This window comes from Rhodanobacter sp. UC4451_H18 (genome assembly GCF_052978225.1).
On sequence record NZ_CM129663.1, the window covers coordinates 891,405 to 907,606 of the forward strand.

The window sequence follows — 16,202 nt, forward strand, 5'->3', positions numbered from 1 at the left end:
CCGTCACAGGTCATTGTTCAACTCCCGCCATGAGCGTCGACGCCAGATCGCGTCATCGATGTTGAGGTTGCCGCCGCCCTGCAGCTCCAGGCCAGGGATCAGCAGCTTGCCGCCGCCGATCACCGACGCCACCGGCACCGAGCCACCGGTAGGCGGATTGTTGACCAGGCCGCCCACGGTACTTACCCCTGTGTTCCAGCCACCGGTCGGACCGGACGGGCTGGACAGGCCGCCACCCGCGCCACCGGTGGCCGCGTTGAGCACCATCAGGGCGCCGCCGATCGTGGCGCTGCAGGGGTCCTGGCTGCCCGGGATAAGAGTGGTGATGATGGCACGGTTGGTGTTGAACAACGCACCGGCGGTGACCACCATGCGCTCGCCCGGCGCGCTGGACAGATCCAGGTCGATGTACCACCCGTTCTGCGCCAGGGTCAGCGGATTGTCGGTCAGGCCGCGCAGCGTGTTGAGCCCGTTGGCGGACTGCGCCTCGTACAGCGTCTGCTGCTCCAGGTCGGCCTTGACCGCCGTGATCGGGTTGCCGCTGCTGTCGAGCTTGTCGCGGATGCCGTAGATCGACTGGGTCTTGGCGCTGTTGCTGGTGTTGTCGTCCGCACCCAGGTACTTGCCGGTGCCGAACACCACGATGAAGCGGTTGGTGGCCGGATCGGGGAACAGCCGCGGCATCACCGTGATCGGCTGGTCGCCCTGCACGGCGGGCTTGAACGCCAGCGTCACATGCGCCTGCCAGTTGGCCGGGTTGGGATCGGTCAGGTCGAAGCGCCACAGGTTGCCGTTGAGGTCGCCGGCAAACGCCACGTCGTCGATCTGGTCGTTGTTGTAGTCGCCCAGCACTACCGACGACAACCCACCGCTGGTGACACCGCTGATCGTGGTCAGCGTCTTCAGTTCGCGGATCATCGCGCCGGTCTGCGCATCCAGCACGAACAGCGCGCTGTAGCCCTTGGAGGCTGCCGCCAGCGTCACGCAGTTCGCGGGACGATCGGATTTGCTGCAGTCGGGGAAATAGCCACCCGGCACCAGCACCACCCATTTGCCATTGGCCAGGCGGCCGATGTTGGGCTGGCCGAAGGTGTAGCCCAGGTCGGCCGGATCGCCCACGCCGCTCACCGCCGGCGTATCGGCGTTGAACTCCCACAGCACCTTCTGGCTGGCATTCGCCTCGGTGACGTCGCCGGGATTGGTGATGTCCAGCGCATAGACGCCGCGGCCGCCCAGGCGCAAGCCGCCCACCAGCAACGTATGCCAGCCCTTGGTGGTCACGGCCGGGGTGGAGGTATCGGCGCCAAAGAACACGTCACGCGTCACCGGAGTGGCATCGACGGTCGGCGCAAACTTGAAATTGGTTCTGGCCGTGAGATTGCCCAGGTTCGGATACACCGTGCGCGGCACGTAGGCGAACATCTCCTTGCCCGCGTCGGTGTCGGGCACTGCCACCGGTGGCGTCGACGAGTCCAGCACCATCTTGGCGTTGAACGCGTGCAGCATGCCGTCGTTGGCACCCACGTAAACCGCCGGCGTCCGATCCTGGTAGATCTTCGCGAATGCCTCGTAGCTGTGGCAGGTGGTCAGGGTGGGCGCCGTCACGACGCAGGTGGTGTTGTCGTTGGCCATCGCGGTGGCCTCGGGCGAGCCTGCCGGCCAGCCGCTGTGGTAGCCGCTCGACGGCGCCCCCACGTACAGGGCCTGCGAGTTGATGATGGCGCCGAGCAGGCTGCTGCGCGTGCGGTAGACAGTGCTCTCCAGCGCCCTCGAACCGCGCAGGTAATCCAGCCGGGCCTGGCCCGTGTCCGTGCTGCCGGTGCTGGCCGGCAGGCCGCTGAGCAGGGCCTGCGCGCTCAGATAGCTGCTGCCCGTGCTGGCGGTCAGGTTGTCCAGGCCGGTGAAGGTGCGGAAGGCGGTACCACCATCGAACGAGCCATCCGCCTTTTCCTTGGCGCTGAGGATCTGCCGATTGGCCGGCGGGGTTTTCGTCGCGTCGGTGAGGATCACGCCCGCATCCCACTGCAGGCCCGCCACGGTGCCGTCGACATTCGCCGTGATGGCCTGGAACAGGCCGGTCCAATCGCCCGAGCTGTAGCCGGCAGTGAAGCCGATCGCACCTTGCACCAGCACGCTGGTGTTCAGCGCGCTGGTGGTCGCCGGCACGTTGCGTGCGCTGATGTTGGTCAGGATGTTGGTCAGCTGGTCGACCAGATTCTGCGGATTGGCTGCATTGAAGTAGTCGCCACGACTGTTGATGGCGGCGTGCCAGGTGTCGTCGATCGCTGCCGGATCGTTGTTGATCGGCCGCGGCCAACCCGTACTTCCGCTGGAGTTGGTCTGCCCGCGCCGCAGACGGCATAGATCGTTGTTGGCATCCGTGCAGTCGGCGTCGGTCGAATGGGTCAGGTTGCCGGGTACGCCCAGGGTCACCATGTACTGCACCAGGTGCGGCCAGTTGGCGGGATCGTTCTTCGGGTTGAAATACTTCTCCAGGGCCGGCGAGGTGGCGCCGGTGACCACGCCCGTGGTGGTGTCGGGCATGTACGGCGGCACGATCTTGCCCTGGGATGGCTTGTACAGGTCGGGGCGCAAATTGGTCGCCCAGTAGTTGAACGCGATATTGGCCAGCGATGAGGTGTAGACGCTGCCCTGCACGTCCCAATACACGCGGGACTCGGCGGTATTGGCAGGATAGGCGGTGCCGTCAGGCAAATTGCCCGAGACGGCCGACTGCGACGTCTGGAACGGGGTGGGCAGAGTTGGATCGCCCTCGTTCCAGTAACCGTCAGTCACCAGCATGTGGTAGTTCTGCCGGCACACCAGCTCCAGGCCGTCGGCTCCGCTGACCTTGGGCGGATCCCAGTACGGATCCTGGAGGTTGCCGGTGCCGCCGGTATTGCCATTGCCACGCTGGAAGAACTTGCCGGCGCGAATGGTCGAAGCGCGGTTGGGCGTACTGCCGCTGGCGTCGGTCTGGAACATCCAGTTGAAGAATGCGCTGCGGTAGCAATCGGGCGGAGTCTTGATCGCGCCGGATTGCTGGATGGCCGAAGGACTGGAGGTTGTCGTCGAACTCGCATCGCATCCGGACGCATCGATCAGGCTGGTTATGATCGCGCTGCTAGGCAGCTTGAACGTGCCGTCATTGATGTTCTGCCACGCGGCGCGAATGCTGTTGCCGAAGCCGCCGGTGACCGTGGTTGCACCGAGCGAGCCGAACACGCGCGACAACGCGGTTTTCGTCATCAGGTTGCGCGTGCGGTAGTACGCATACCAATTGGCGAAGTTCTGCCACTGGTTGACCGACTGGCCGTTGATGGTGACGGTCGTGTTGGGGACGGCCACAGCCTCCCAGTTGGCGCTGGTGTAGAGATTGGCGCGGCCGGCGCTGTCCGGGTTGCCGAAAGTATCGACCGTGATGGTGGGCGCCGTGGACTTGTAGCGGTAGTAGTACGGGCCGCCGTTCGGATAGGTGTTGCCATCGGAGTCAGCGCTGCTGCCGTCCATCGGCGAGCTGCCATAACCGCACTTCCAGCGATTGTCGCTGGTCACCGTCGAGGTGTCGGTGGTCGAGACTTTCCAGGTAACGTAATTCGCGGTGGCGCTGGTCTTGTCGCCGTCCCTCCGGGTGTATCCGGAACCGCTGCTGTCCCGAGTCTTCAGATTGGTGCCCGAATACACGGTGGCGATACCGCTGCCGCTGGTGTTGGCGACGTTGTCCGTCCAGAAACGGTGGGTGCCGCCACTGGAAGTGTCAGAGGTGTTCGTCTGGCAGCTACCCGTGTCCGCGTTCGCCGCGCAGGTAGTTCCGAACATGGCGTAGTAGGTGACAGTGGTCTTGTAGGTGAGAACACCGGTGAGATCCGTCAGGCCGGTGGGATCGGTCGTGCCATTGGGGTTGTTGCGGTAGCTGGAGTAGGTGTCGGCCGTCACCGGCGAATACGGTCGGTTGACGCCAACGCCGTCCAGCCACACCGCAGCCAACGTCTTGTCCGCATTCGGGAACAACGATCCGTTTGCCTTCACTGGCGGCGAATACACGACGTTCGGGTTGTAGTACACGCCGTTCATGGCCTTGGAACGGACGTCGCTGCTGGACGTGGTGCGCGGATCGATCACGCCGGCGCAGCGCCACGGCCCGCTCCAGCTACCACCATCGAACGGCCGGTTGTCGCCCATGTAGTTGCTGGCCATCGACCCCGAATCATCGAACGTCACCACGATGTTCGGCGGCACCGCCTGGGTCACGTTGGGCGGCGTGGGGCTGAGCTCCACGATGCCGCTCGTCGCCGCCGTGGCCGCGGAAGCGGGCGCGGAAACGAAGCTGCTGCCGGCGGCGACCAGCGCCATCACCGACAGCGTCGCGGGCACCGGGGCCGGTGCGGAAAGGCCACCCACGGCGGTGAGCACGGCGCCCATCAGCGCCGACGACATGCGTCCGGGAAGAAACCGACGACTAGACATGGCTTGAATACTCCGACTCAGTTGCTCTTGGCCGCGAAGGTGCTTTCCATCACGCGCACGGTGTTGGCGCTGCCGCCCGTGGCGCGCGCGGTGATGCGATAGATGTGCCGACTGGAACTGGCGGTGCCGGTGCCGGAACTGCCGGTGGCCCCGGATTCATGCAGGCCGCCGCTGACCCCCGGCGGCAGCTCCACGCCCAGGTCCTCGATGATGTAGCGCGGGTTCTGCGCGAGATCGCCCGTCGTGGCGCCGGTGTAGTCGACCGAACCGCCGTAGCCCTTGTACTCGGTGGAGCCTGCCGTGACCCAGCCCTGCTTGGTGCGGAAGTCGACCACGTTGGCGATCGGGTTGGCCGGGTCGTAGACGTAGCAGTCGGTGAAGATGCCGGTGCCGCAATTGAGATGGGCAGTGACGTTGGTGGTGCTGGTCCACAGCTTCCACTCGGCCCCGCGCAGCGCGGTGAGCGCGCTCATGTCCGCCTGCTGCGCGTTGTGCAGGCCGCCGGCCATGCGCTCCTGCAACAGCGAGCGGCCGGAGGCGCTGATCGCCAGGATGGTCAGCAGGATCAGGAAGATCAGCGCCACCACCAGCACCGCGCCACGCTGGGCGTGCGGGCCGGTTCGCATTGATCGTGGTTTGTTCGGCATCGCCATGACTTGGCTCCAGGAAAACATCATGCGGCGGCACCGGTGGGCGCCGCCGCTTTCATCACGGGTTGTAGTTGCGCACGGGCACCAGCACGCTGAACTCGCGCCGCAGCAACTGGTCGGGGAAGCCCTGGTCGCTGGGTTTGATGGCATGACCGGACGGTGGCAGCAGGCCGGTGTTGGCGTCGGCGCTGTAGCGGTAATTCAGCTGGTTGCCGGTGAGCGTGTACAGCGGCGTCTGGCCGTCCATCAGCAGGCTGACCTCGATGCTCTTGATGCTGCGCCACAGGCAACCGGTGGCGGTGATCGCATTCAACTCGGCCGGTGGGCAACTTGCCGCGGGGGCGGCGTCGACCTGGGCGGCAGTGAGGAAGCTGGTCTTGCCGGTGTTGTCCTGCACGCCGTAGCGGAAATCCAGCCGCTCGACGCCTCGCACCAGCTCATCCTCCGAGCCGCCGCGGCCGGCCGTACCGCCGTTGACCCTTCGAATCAGTGCACCGGTGAACGGTGCGTTGCCGTCATTGTTGACGCTGACCAGCTTGAGGTAATACGTGACGGTCTGGAAATCGCGGTTGACGTCGAACACCTTGGGCGCCGACTCCGGCTCCTGCGCGGTCGGCAGGTTGGCCGCGCCGGTGCCGAAGCCATCGGTGGTGTTGGCCAAGGGGGTGATCACGCCGACGCTGCTGGCGGTGGCCGGGAAGATCTGCGCGTTGGAGCAGTCCGCCAGCATGAACAGGTCGCCGTTGGCGGCATTGCTCACCGGCGGTTCGCCGGTACGCTGGACCAGCGTGATCGAGGTGATGGTGGCCGCGCTGCTGCTGGTGGCCAAGGTGCTGCCGGTGACGCCCGCCGGGACGATGGCCCAGCCGGCGGCAGGGTTGACGTAACGCACGGTGAGCACGTCGGCGCCCTTGACCCGATTGTTGATCGCGGTACCCATCGCCGGGATGGTGCTGATGGTGGTGTTCGGATCGACCGGCGTGCAGGCGGTGAGCGTGCACTCGTAGCCACGCATGAACAGGAACGACGGCATCGTGTACGGCGCCGCGGGTGCAGCCGGATACGAACCGGCGCCCCAGGCGGTGGTGACGTCGCCGAACGCGCCACTGACCGCGCCAGCGGCGCCGATCAGGTTCTTGGCGTAGACCTTGGGCGCGCGGATGTGATCGAGCGCATTGCCGCCCGTGCCGATCTTGGCCACGCCGCCGGTGTTGGTGCAGTACTGTCCGTTGACCATCCGCAGGTCGGTGCCCATGCGGGTCACTGCGAAGCGCCCCGCCTCCTGCAACTGCGCCAGCTGGTTCTGCGCCTTGTTGCTGCTCGAGGTGGAGGCGAACACGGTGACGATGCCAGCGGCCACCAGCAGGCCCAGCACCATCGCCACCATAAGTTCGATCAAGGTGAAGCCGCGCGAATGGCGAGGCAGCATGCGGAACGCGCTCATGGCTGGAACTCCCACGAGAAGGACTGTGGCTCGCTGGCACGCTTGGTTTGGTCACCGGTGCCCTGCTCGTTCCAGGTGATTTTCATCTTGCAGCTGCCGCCATAAGGCGGCTGCATGGCCAGCTGCGAGGTGGGGTCGTAGCCGGCGGTACCCACGCCGCCGCAGTCGATGCTGGCCGACGGGCCGGGCAGGAAGGTCTTCAACTGGCTGCTCCACAGGCGCTGGTCGTGGGTGGCCAGCTCCGCTGCATCGCAGGCCGAGCCGGAGCCGCAGCCGATCGAGCTGGAGGAGACCGGATAACTGCCGCTGTTGTAGTTGCCGTTCCACACGCCGATCGGGTTGGCGCTCATCCGCGCAGCCATGCTGTTGGCGAGGAATACCACCTGGGTGCGCACGTAAGCGGCGTGGTTGGAGCGCGTGGCCATCACCATCAGGCTGGCCAAGCCGATCAGGCCGATGCTGAAGATCAGCACGGCCATCATCACCTCGATCAACGAGATGCCTCGCTGACGCGACAGGACTTGCATGGAATTCTCCCTGATACCCCTGAGTGCAATGTACCCATCGCGCGAGGCGCGGCCAGCCCCCAGCCGACCGGCGGTAGGAATTGGCCGATGAGCGGCGCGGTCGTTGTCGGAAAGGGTGAACCCGATCACGCGGCGGGGAAGCCTTTAAAGCCCTTCTCCCTCCGGCGACCGCAGGGAGTCCCCTTGCGGGTGAGAAGGTGGCCCGAAGGGCCGGATGAGGGTGCGGGGAGAAACCTGCAGCCACGCCTCGGCCCCGAACCCTCACCCCAACCCCTCTCCCGCAGGGAGAGGGGCTTTCCTCGCCTTCTCTCGCCAGCGACCAAAGGGGGAGGCTTCAATGCGCTGGCGGGCGATAATGGCCAGTGGTCCAACTCACTGCCGCAAATCTTCTGGACAATCCGCATGCCTCTTCGCCACACCCGCCCCGCCACTCCGCCCGCACGCCGCGACACGGATTCCTGCCAATGACCGCTGACCGCCTCGACATCTGCCGCCCCGACGACTGGCACGTGCATCTGCGCGACGGCGCCGCGATGGCCTCGGTGGTCGACGATACGGCACGCCGGTTCGGCCGCGCCATCGTGATGCCCAACCTGAAGCCGCCGGTGACCACGGTGGCGCAGGCGGAGGACTACCGACGCCGCATCCTCGCCAGCCTGGCGCCCGGCACCAACTTCCAGCCGTTGATGACGCTGTACCTCACCGAGGCCACGCCGGCGCAGGAGATCGAGCGGGCCAAGGCCAGCGGCACGGTGTTCGCGGTGAAGTACTACCCCGCCGGAGCCACCACCAATTCACAGGACGGGGTGCGCGACCTGGAGCGCGTCGCCCACGTGCTGGAGGCGATGGAGCGCCACGACCTGCCGCTGCTGCTGCATGGCGAGGTGACCGACCCCGCGATCGACATCTTCGACCGCGAGCGCGTGTTCATCGAACGCCACCTGATGCCGCTGCGCGCACGCTTCCCTGCCCTGCGCATGGTGCTGGAACACATCACCACGCGCGACGCGGCCGAGTACGTCGCCGCCGCCCCGGCCAACCTGGCGGCCACGATCACCGCGCACCACCTGCTGCTCAACCGCAACGCACTGTTCGCCGGCGGCCTCAACCCGCACCACTATTGCCTGCCGATCCTGAAACGCGAAACCCACCGCGCCGCCCTGGTGAAGGCGGCGACCAGCGGCGATCCACGATTCTTCCTCGGTACCGACAGCGCGCCGCACCCGCGCCACGCCAAGGAATCAGCCTGCGGCTGCGCCGGCGTGTACAGCGCGCACGCCGCGATCGAGCTGTACGCCGAAGCGTTCGACCAGGCCGGCAAACTCGACCGACTGGAAGCCTTCGCCAGCTTCCACGGCCCGGATTTCTATCGCCTCCCGCGCAACCAGGAGCGCCTGCTGCTGGAACGCAAGCCCTGGACCGTACCGGCCGAGCTCGCTCTGGGCGACGCCACCTGCGTGCCGATGCGCGCGGGGAGCACGGTGGCGTGGTCGCTGGTCGAGAATTGACCGTCGAGGGGCCCGGCGCCACCCCACGGACGGACATCCGCGGCCGTGCCTGCACCGGGTTTCACGGCCGCAAAAGCAAGCGGCCCGATCCGGAGATCGAGCCGCTTGCGTGTGCCGTGTCTGGTGCCGGAAATAGGAATCGAACCTACGACCTACGCATTACGAATGCGCCGCTCTACCAACTGAGCTATTCCGGCAAAGAGCCGTGGATTTTACGGTGCCCGCCGTCCCCGCGCAACCGCGCAGGGTCGGCGATGCCGGAGTCGGCGAACGGTGCCGCCGCTTCTCGCGACGATGCGGGAGCTGGCGGGCGGTGCCGCCCTGCGACCTCCCCGTAACAAGGTCGTCAGAAGCTGGCCGAGCCGCTGGTGCCGACCACTCGCAGCTCCTTGGGCAGGGCGAAGGTGATGCTCTCCGGCTCACCGTCCAGTTCGCGCACCGCACCCGCACCCCACGACTGCAGGCGGGCGATCACGTCGCGTACCAGTTTTTCCGGCGCGGAGGCGCCGGCGGTCAGGCCGATGCGCTGCACGCCGTCGAGCCAGTGGCGCTCGATGTGTTCGGCGCCGTCGATCAGGTAGGAGGGCACACCCTGTTTCGCGGCCAGCTCGCGCAGGCGGTTGGAGTTGGAGCTGTTGACCGAGCCGACCACCAGCATCAGGTCCACCGAGTCGGCGAGCCTGCGCACGGCGTCCTGGCGGTTCTGCGTGGCGTAGCAGATGTCGTCCTTGCGCGGCCCCTCGATGCTCGGGAATTTCGCGCGCAGGGCCTCGATGATCGCCTTGGTGTCGTCCACCGACAGTGTGGTCTGGGTGACGTAGGACAGCGCGTGCGGGAACGTCGGCACCAGCGTGGCGACATCCTCCAGCGACTCCACCAGCAGGATCTGCCCGTGGTTGGCCGGGTTCCACTGCCCCATCGTGCCCTCGACCTCCGGGTGGCCGGCATGGCCGATCAGCACCACGCTGCGGCCGATCCGGCCCAGTCGCGCCACCTCCATGTGCACCTTGGTCACCAGCGGACAGGTGGCGTCGAACACCTTCAGCTGCCGCTGTGCAGCCTCCTCGCGCACCGCCTGCGACACGCCATGCGCGCTGAAGATCACGGTGGCGCCGTCAGGCACCTCGTGCAGCTCCTCCACGAACACCGCACCGTCGGCGCGCAGCTTGTCGACCACGTAACGGTTGTGCACCACTTCGTGCCGCACGTAGATCGGCGCGCCGTAGGATTCCAGTGCGCGTTCGACGATGGCGATGGCACGATCCACGCCGGCACAGAAGCCGCGGGGGTTGGCGAGCAGGATGTCCAAGACGACCTCGATATGGAATTCCGCAGGAGCCCGCTTGCGGACGATGCTTTCCACTCGAAGGGCATCGCCCGCAAGCGGGCTCCTGCGCACGGGTCTGGATTATCGCACGCTGTCTGCGGGCTTGTCGGCGAACAGACCGAATACCACCAGCATCACCGCGCCGACCGTGATGGCGCAGTCGGCCAGGTTGAACACCGGATAGTTCCACTGGCGAAAGTACACGTGGATGAAGTCGGTGACTTGCGACGCGTGCAGGCGGTCGACCAGGTTGCCGATCGCGCCGCCGATGATGAAGGCCAGCGGCAAGGCGGTGCGCCAGTCACGCCGCGGCGTGCGCGCCAGCCATACCACCAGCACCGCGCTGATCGCGACCGCCAGCACCACGAAAAACCAGCGCTGCCAACCCGCACCATCGGCGAGAAAACTGAAGGCGGCCCCGGTGTTGAACGCCAGCGTCCAGTTCAGGAAGCCGGGGATGACCTCATGGGCCGTGCCCATCGGCTGCAGCGCATGGATCGCCCACCACTTGCTCAGCTGATCGAGCGCGATGACGATGGCAGAAAGCAGCAGCCAGGGAAGCGCGTTGGGTTTGGTCATGGAGATGGATTACCAGGTTGCCTGTAGGAGCGCACCCTGTGCGCGATGCTCTTTCGCCGCATCACCGAACAGCATCGCGCACAGGGTGCGCTCCTACAAAAGGAGGTTGCGATCAGAACCAGCGGCGATCCTCGCCCGGTCCCTCGACGTTGTCGACGCAGCGGCCGCACAGCTCGGGATGCTCGGCGTGGCTGCCAACGTCTTCACGGCGGTGCCAGCAGCGCACGCATTTCACCGCGCTGCTGACGCTGGCGGAAACCCAGGCCTCGCCGCCCTCCAGTTCCACCTTCATCGCGTCGTCCCCACGCGGCACCAGAGGTGCCAGGGTGAAGTCGGAGGTGATGAAGAAGAAGCGCAGTTCGTCGGCCACGTCGGCGTAGCGCGCCGCGAGTGCAGCGTCGGCATGCACGACGAGCTTTGCCTCCAGCGCCGCGCCGATCTGCTCGGCCTTGCGCATGCCTTCGAGCACGCGCGAAGCGCCGTCGCGGATCGCCAGCAGGTCGGCCCAGTAGCGGCGCTGCTCCGGCGAAGCCTGGGTCGATGCGAGACCGTCGTACCAGGTTTCGAACAGCACGCTGTCGCCCCGCTCGCCCGGCAACTGCTGCCAGATTTCCTCGGCGGTGAAGCCCAGGATCGGCGCCAGCCAGCGCACCATTGCCTCGGCGATGCGGTACATCGCGCTCTGCGCGCTGCGCCGGCCGCGGCTGTCGGTCGGCATGGTGTAGAGCCGGTCCTTGGTGATGTCCAGGTACAGCGCGCCCAGCTCGTTGGTGCAGAAGTTCTGGACGCGCGCCACCACCTCCGGGAAGTCGTAACGCTCGTAGGCCGCCACCACGGCCTGCTGCACGTCGAACGCCTGCTGCACGGCCCACTGGTCGAGCAGCAGGCTGTCTTCCACCTTCAGCAGATGCTGCGCCGGATCGAAGCCGTCCAGATTGCCGAGCAGGAAGCGCGCGGTGTTGCGGATGCGCCGGTAGCTGTCGGAGACGCGCTTGAGGATCTCGTCGGAAACCGACATCTCGTTGCGATAGTCGGCGGAGGCCACCCACAGGCGCAGCACGTCGGCGCCCAGCGTATCCATCACCTTCTGCGGCGCCACCACGTTGCCCAGCGACTTGGACATCTTGCGGCCGTTGGCGTCCACCGTGAAGCCGTGGGTGAGCACCTCGTCATACGGCGCGCGGCCGTGGATCGCCGAGGAGGTCAGCAGCGACGACTGGAACCAGCCGCGGTGCTGGTCGGAGCCTTCCAGATACATCACCTTGTACTCGTCCGCGCTGCCGCGCTGCAGTTCCGCTCGCTGGCCGATCACGGCGAAATGCGTGACGCCGGAATCGAACCACACATCGAGCACGTCGGTGACCTTCTCGTAGTCGTTCGCCTGATCGCCCAGCAGCGTGGCCGGATCGAGCGCGAACCACGCATCGACACCGCCCTGCTCCACGATCCTGGCCACCTGTTCGAGCAGCGCGACGGAATCGGGGTGCGGCTCCTGGGTGACCTTGTGCACAAACAGCGCGATCGGCACGCCCCAGGTGCGCTGGCGCGAGATGCACCAGTCCGGCCGGCCGGCCACCATGCCGGCGATGCGCTCCTCGCCCCAGCCCGGCACCCAGCGCACGTCCTTGATCGAGGCCAGCGCGGTCTTGCGCAGGTTCGCCTGCTCCATCGAGATGAACCACTGCGGCGTGGTGCGGTAGATCACCGGCGTCTTGTGCCGCCAGCAGTTCGGGTAGCTGTGCTCGATCCTGGCGAAGGCCAGCAGCACGCCGCGTTGGCGCAGCACGTCGATGATGGCGTCGTTGGCCTTCCAGATGTGCATGTTGGCCAGCTCGACGCCGTCGGCGGCCGGGGTGTCGGCGTGATACGCGCCGCGCGAACCGACATAGTTGAGCAGGCCGATGCCGTACTCGCGCGCCACCACGAAATCCTCCACGCCGTGATCGGGCGAGGTATGCACCGCGCCGGTGCCGTCCTCGGCACTGACGTGGTCGCCGAGGATCACCGGCACTTCGCGCGGGTAGAACGGATGGCGCAGCATCTGTCGTTCCAGCGCCTTGCCTTCGGCATGGCCGAGCACGGTCGCCTGCTCCATGCCGTAGCGTTGCGCCACGTTGTCGACCAGCGCGCTGGCGACCGCCAGCAGCACGCGGCGGCCGTCGCGCGCCGGCCCTTCGATCAACGCATATTCGAGATCCGCGCCCAGCGACACCGCCTGGCTTTCCGGCAGCGTCCACGGCGTGGTGGTCCAGATCGGGATGGCGACGATGGCATCGCCTGCGTCGACGCCGAATTTCGCGGCCAGCGCCTTCGCATCGACCGCGTCGTAGGCCACGTCGACCGCAGGCGAAACCTTGTCGCCGTATTCGATCTCCGCCTCAGCCAGCGCGGAGGCGCAATCGAAGCACCAGTACACCGGCTTGGCGCCGCGCAGCACGTGGCCGTTGGCCACGATGCGCGCCAGCGCGCGCAGCATGTCGGCCTCGTACTTGAAATCCATGGTGCGATAGGGGTGCTCCCAGTCGCCGAGCACGCCAAGCCGCTTGAAGCCGGCGCGCTGCGTGTCGACCTGCTCGGTGGCGTACTCGCGGCACTTCTGCCGGAACGCGGCGGCGTCGAGCTTGTCGCCCGGCTTGCCGAACTTCTTCTCCACCGCGATCTCGATCGGCAGGCCGTGGCAATCCCAGCCCGGCACGTACGGCGCGCGGTAACCGGCCAGCAGCTTGGACTTGACCACCATGTCCTTGAGGATCTTGTTGACCGCATGGCCGATGTGGATCGCACCGTTGGCATACGGCGGGCCGTCGTGGAGCACGAACGCGCGCTCGCGATGGGCAGTCTTCTGCTGGATCTGCGCATAGCGGCCCACCTGCTCCCACTGCGCCAGCCAGCCCGGCTCGCGTTTCGGCAAATCGCCGCGCATCGGGAAATCCGTATGCGGCAGGTTGATGGTGCTCTTGTAATCGTGGGTCATCGCGTAGGTGCCGTTGAAGGTGTTGCGGCCCGCCCATGGGCGGGCAAAGGCTTCTAAGTTAATGGATGCGCGGGCGCACAGGAATACTCGGGAACACGCTCACGCCCCGACCAGCCGCGGATTCATGCCCAGCAGCTCGCGCGCCCGGCGCGCGTCGAGCGCCATCTGCGCCTTGAGCGGTTCCAGTCCGTCGAACTTCTGCTCGTCGCGCAGCTTGCCGACGAACTCCACCGCCATGCGCTGGCCGTACAGGTCGCCCTCGAAATCGAACAAATGCACTTCCAGCAGCGGCTGGCTGACCCGGTTCACGGTGGGCCGCACGCCGAGGCTGGCCACGCCGGGCCAGCTGCATTCGCCCTCGCCCAGGCCCACGCGCACCGCGAAGATGCCCAGCACCGGGCTGACCCGATCGCGCAGATGGATGTTGGCGGTGGGATAACCCAGGGTGCGGCCGAGCTGGTTGCCGCGCTGCACCTTGCCGTCGATCACGAAAGGGCGGCCAAGCAGCGGCTCGGCCGCGGCGAACTCGCCCGCCGCGAGCAATTCGCGCACGCGACTGGCCGACACCCGCGCATCGTGCCACTGCACTTCCGGCATCGTGCAGGCGAGAAAGCCGCATTGGGGACCCATCGCCTGCAGCAGCGCCACGTCGCCGGCACGCTTGTGGCCGAAGCGGAAATCCGCGCCCACCCAGACCTCGCGCGCAGCCAGCCGCTCGACCAGCACGCGGCGGACGAAATCCTCGGCCGACATCGCGGTGAGCGCCCGGTTGAAGCGCAGCAGCAGGGCCTGCTGCATGCCGGCAGCGGCGAAGCCGCGCAACTTGTCGCGCACGCTGGAAATCCGCGGCACCGGCCGCGGCGAGAAGAACGCGCGCGGCAGCGGCTCGAAGCTCACTACCAGCGGGCTGCCATCCAGCTCGCGCGCGCGCGCGACCACCTGCGCCAGCAGCGCCTGGTGGCCGCGATGCAAGCCGTCGAACGCACCCACCGCGACCACACTGCCACCGGGCGCCAGGCAAGGGCCGGCGACATCCCTGGAGAGTCTCATCATCGCGCGAGTATATAGAACGGTCGGTGTCGCGGCCTCACGCCGCGCGCAGATCGCGCAGGCGGAAGCCGCCGGCAAACAGGACGGCGACATAACTGGCCCCGCCGGCCAGCACCAGCACGGCCAGATGCCACAGCCGGGTCAGCACCGGCACCCCGTGGACCCAGTCCGGCCACAGCCAGCGGCCCAGCAACAGCACCGCCACCATCACCGCGCAGGCCGCGGCCAGCCGCAGCAAGTGGCGCGACCAGCCCGGCTGGCGCTGGTACACGCCCGCCCTTTTCAGCCAGTGCCACAGCAGCCACAGGTTGACGTAGGCGGCTACTGCGCTGGCCAAGCCCAGCGCCATGTGCAGGCCGGGCACGCGGGCGATGCCATCCAGCCACGACAGCTGCTTCAAGCCGGCCGGCGCCCACAGTTCGAACAGCAGCGCCAGGAAGACCACGTTCAACAGCATGTTGGTCAGCAGCGAAGCCACCGCCGCGCGCACCGGCGTGCGCGTGTCCTGGCGCGCATAGAACGCCGGCAGCAACACCTTCACCAGCGCGAAAGCGGGCAGGCCGAAGCTCAGCGCGGTGATCGACAAGGTCGCCATGTGCGTGTCGTGCGCGGTCCAGTGGCCATGCTGGAACAGCGTGGCCACCAGCGGGCCGGCCAGCAGCATCAGCGCGAACATCGCCGGGACCGCGATCAGCAGGGTGATCCGCAGCCCCCAGTCCAGCGCCCGCGAGAAGCCGGCGGTGTCGGTGGTGACGTGATGGCGCGCCAGTGACGGCAGGATCACCGTGCCCAGCGCCACGCCGAACACGCCCAGCGGCAGTTCCAGGAAACGATCCGCCTGCGACAGCCAGCTCTGCGAACCGACGACCAGCAGCGAGGCGATCACCGTGTCGAACAGCAGGTTGATCTGCGCCACGGAGGAGCCGAACAGGGTCGGCACCATCAGCCGCATGATCTTCCGCACCTCCGGATGGCGCCAGCCCCATCGTGGCAGGGTCAGCAGGTTGAGCTGCCGCAGCGCCGGCAACTGGAACAGCAACTGCAGGATGCCCGCGGCCAGGATCGCCCAGCCCATCGCCAGGATCGGCGTCTGCAGCTTCTTCGACAGCCACAGCGCGCCGGCGATCATGCACAGGTTGAGGATCACCGGCGTCAGCGCCGGCAGCCCGAAGCGGTGGAAACTGTTCAGCGCCCCGCCGGAGAGCGCGGTCAGCGACACAAACAGCAGGAACGGGAAAGTCAGCCGCAACAGCTCGACGGTCAGCTCGAACTTGCGCGGCTCGTCGATCGCGCCGGGCGAGAACAGCACAGTCACCTGCGGCGCGAAGATGATGCCCAGCGCCGTGATCAGCAGCAGCACCCCGCCCAACGTGCCCGACACCCGCGCCATCAGCTCCTTCAGCTGCGCATGCGTGCCCTTCTCCTTCACTTCGGTGAATACCGGCACGAAGGCGGTGGAGAACGAGCCCTCGGCAAACAGCCGGCGCATGAAGTTGGGAATGCGGAACGCCACCCAGAACGCGTCGGTGGCGCCGTTGGCGCCGAACGCGGCGTTGATCGACATGTCGCGCACCAGGCCGAGCACCCGCGAAATCATCGTCATGCTGCTGAAGGAGAGCAGCCCGCGGAGCATGCTGGGAGACTTCATGGGCGGCGGTTCTACCTTCGGCGTCGTT

At 67.0% G+C, this 16,202-nt stretch carries 10 protein-coding genes and 1 tRNA gene; 1 reads left to right on the top strand and 10 read right to left on the bottom strand.

What is annotated here, in order from left to right; all coding sequences use genetic code 11:
• Positions 1-3: 3 nt before the first annotated feature.
• The 4 genes from ACVCMG_RS04260 to pilV all read right to left on the bottom strand — a co-directional run bounded on the left by ACVCMG_RS04260 (position 4) and on the right by pilV (position 7,088).
• On the bottom strand, positions 4-4,467 hold the full coding sequence (locus ACVCMG_RS04260) for a PilC/PilY family type IV pilus protein (protein ID WP_447114953.1): 4,464 nt from the start codon (positions 4,465-4,467) through the stop codon (positions 4-6).
• Positions 4,468-4,484: 17 nt separating this feature from the next.
• On the bottom strand, positions 4,485-5,093 hold the full coding sequence (locus ACVCMG_RS04265; RefSeq protein WP_395117523.1) for a pilus assembly PilX family protein: 609 nt from the start codon (positions 5,091-5,093) through the stop codon (positions 4,485-4,487).
• 82 nt (positions 5,094-5,175) lie between these two features.
• The gene (locus ACVCMG_RS04270) at positions 5,176-6,561 is read right to left on the bottom strand and encodes a PilW family protein (RefSeq protein ID WP_447105899.1); all 1,386 of its coding nucleotides are present in this window, start codon (positions 6,559-6,561) and stop codon (positions 5,176-5,178) included.
• Positions 6,558-7,088: a type IV pilus modification protein PilV gene (gene pilV, locus ACVCMG_RS04275; protein WP_395117519.1), complete on the bottom strand. Its 531-nt coding sequence runs from the start codon at positions 7,086-7,088 to the stop codon at positions 6,558-6,560. The genes ACVCMG_RS04270 and pilV overlap by 4 nt, the downstream gene beginning before the upstream one ends.
• 464 nt (positions 7,089-7,552) lie before the next feature.
• Between pilV and pyrC the strand changes: the two genes are divergently transcribed.
• Positions 7,553-8,596: a dihydroorotase gene (gene pyrC / locus ACVCMG_RS04280; protein ID WP_447114954.1), complete on the top strand. Its 1,044-nt coding sequence runs from the start codon at positions 7,553-7,555 to the stop codon at positions 8,594-8,596.
• Positions 8,597-8,717: 121 nt separating this feature from the next.
• On the opposite strand, the gene ACVCMG_RS04285 is transcribed toward pyrC, so the two are convergent.
• From ACVCMG_RS04285 to murJ, 6 genes are all read right to left on the bottom strand, one after another.
• Positions 8,718-8,793, bottom strand: a tRNA-Thr gene (locus ACVCMG_RS04285).
• A 149-nt stretch (positions 8,794-8,942) separates the two neighbouring features.
• Entirely contained in the window at positions 8,943-9,905 is a 963-nt protein-coding gene (gene ispH / locus ACVCMG_RS04290) for a 4-hydroxy-3-methylbut-2-enyl diphosphate reductase (RefSeq protein ID WP_447114955.1), read from the bottom strand.
• Between the two features lie 99 nt (positions 9,906-10,004).
• On the bottom strand, positions 10,005-10,502 hold the full coding sequence (gene lspA, locus ACVCMG_RS04295; RefSeq protein WP_447114956.1) for a signal peptidase II: 498 nt from the start codon (positions 10,500-10,502) through the stop codon (positions 10,005-10,007).
• 112 nt (positions 10,503-10,614) lie between these two features.
• Complete coding sequence (ileS, locus tag ACVCMG_RS04300) at positions 10,615-13,476, bottom strand: isoleucine--tRNA ligase (protein ID WP_447114957.1); 2,862 nt, start codon at positions 13,474-13,476, stop codon at positions 10,615-10,617.
• A gap of 99 nt (positions 13,477-13,575) precedes the next feature.
• A complete protein-coding gene (locus ACVCMG_RS04305) occupies positions 13,576-14,529 on the bottom strand; it encodes a bifunctional riboflavin kinase/FAD synthetase (protein WP_447114958.1) in 954 nt (317 codons plus the stop codon).
• A gap of 34 nt (positions 14,530-14,563) precedes the next feature.
• Positions 14,564-16,174: a murein biosynthesis integral membrane protein MurJ gene (murJ, locus tag ACVCMG_RS04310; RefSeq protein WP_447105894.1), complete on the bottom strand. Its 1,611-nt coding sequence runs from the start codon at positions 16,172-16,174 to the stop codon at positions 14,564-14,566.
• Between the last annotated feature and the right edge of the window lie 28 nt (positions 16,175-16,202).

What these genes read in the sequence shown, in the direction of transcription:
- ACVCMG_RS04260 (WP_447114953.1), bottom strand. Translation starts at nt 4,467, where the DNA reads ATGTCTAGTCGTCGGTTTCTTCCCGGACGCATGTCGTCGGCGCTGATG.
- ACVCMG_RS04270 (WP_447105899.1), bottom strand. Translation starts at nt 6,561, where the DNA reads ATGAGCGCGTTCCGCATGCTGCCTCGCCATTCGCGCGGCTTCACCTTG.
- ACVCMG_RS04265 (WP_395117523.1), bottom strand. Translation starts at nt 5,093, where the DNA reads ATGCGAACCGGCCCGCACGCCCAGCGTGGCGCGGTGCTGGTGGTGGCG.
- murJ (WP_447105894.1), bottom strand. Translation starts at nt 16,174, where the DNA reads ATGAAGTCTCCCAGCATGCTCCGCGGGCTGCTCTCCTTCAGCAGCATG.
- ileS (WP_447114957.1), bottom strand. Translation starts at nt 13,476, where the DNA reads ATGACCCACGATTACAAGAGCACCATCAACCTGCCGCATACGGATTTC.
- pilV (WP_395117519.1), bottom strand. Translation starts at nt 7,088, where the DNA reads ATGCAAGTCCTGTCGCGTCAGCGAGGCATCTCGTTGATCGAGGTGATG.
- pyrC (WP_447114954.1), top strand. Translation starts at nt 7,553, where the DNA reads ATGACCGCTGACCGCCTCGACATCTGCCGCCCCGACGACTGGCACGTG.
- ACVCMG_RS04305 (WP_447114958.1), bottom strand. Translation starts at nt 14,529, where the DNA reads ATGATGAGACTCTCCAGGGATGTCGCCGGCCCTTGCCTGGCGCCCGGT.
- lspA (WP_447114956.1), bottom strand. Translation starts at nt 10,502, where the DNA reads ATGACCAAACCCAACGCGCTTCCCTGGCTGCTGCTTTCTGCCATCGTC.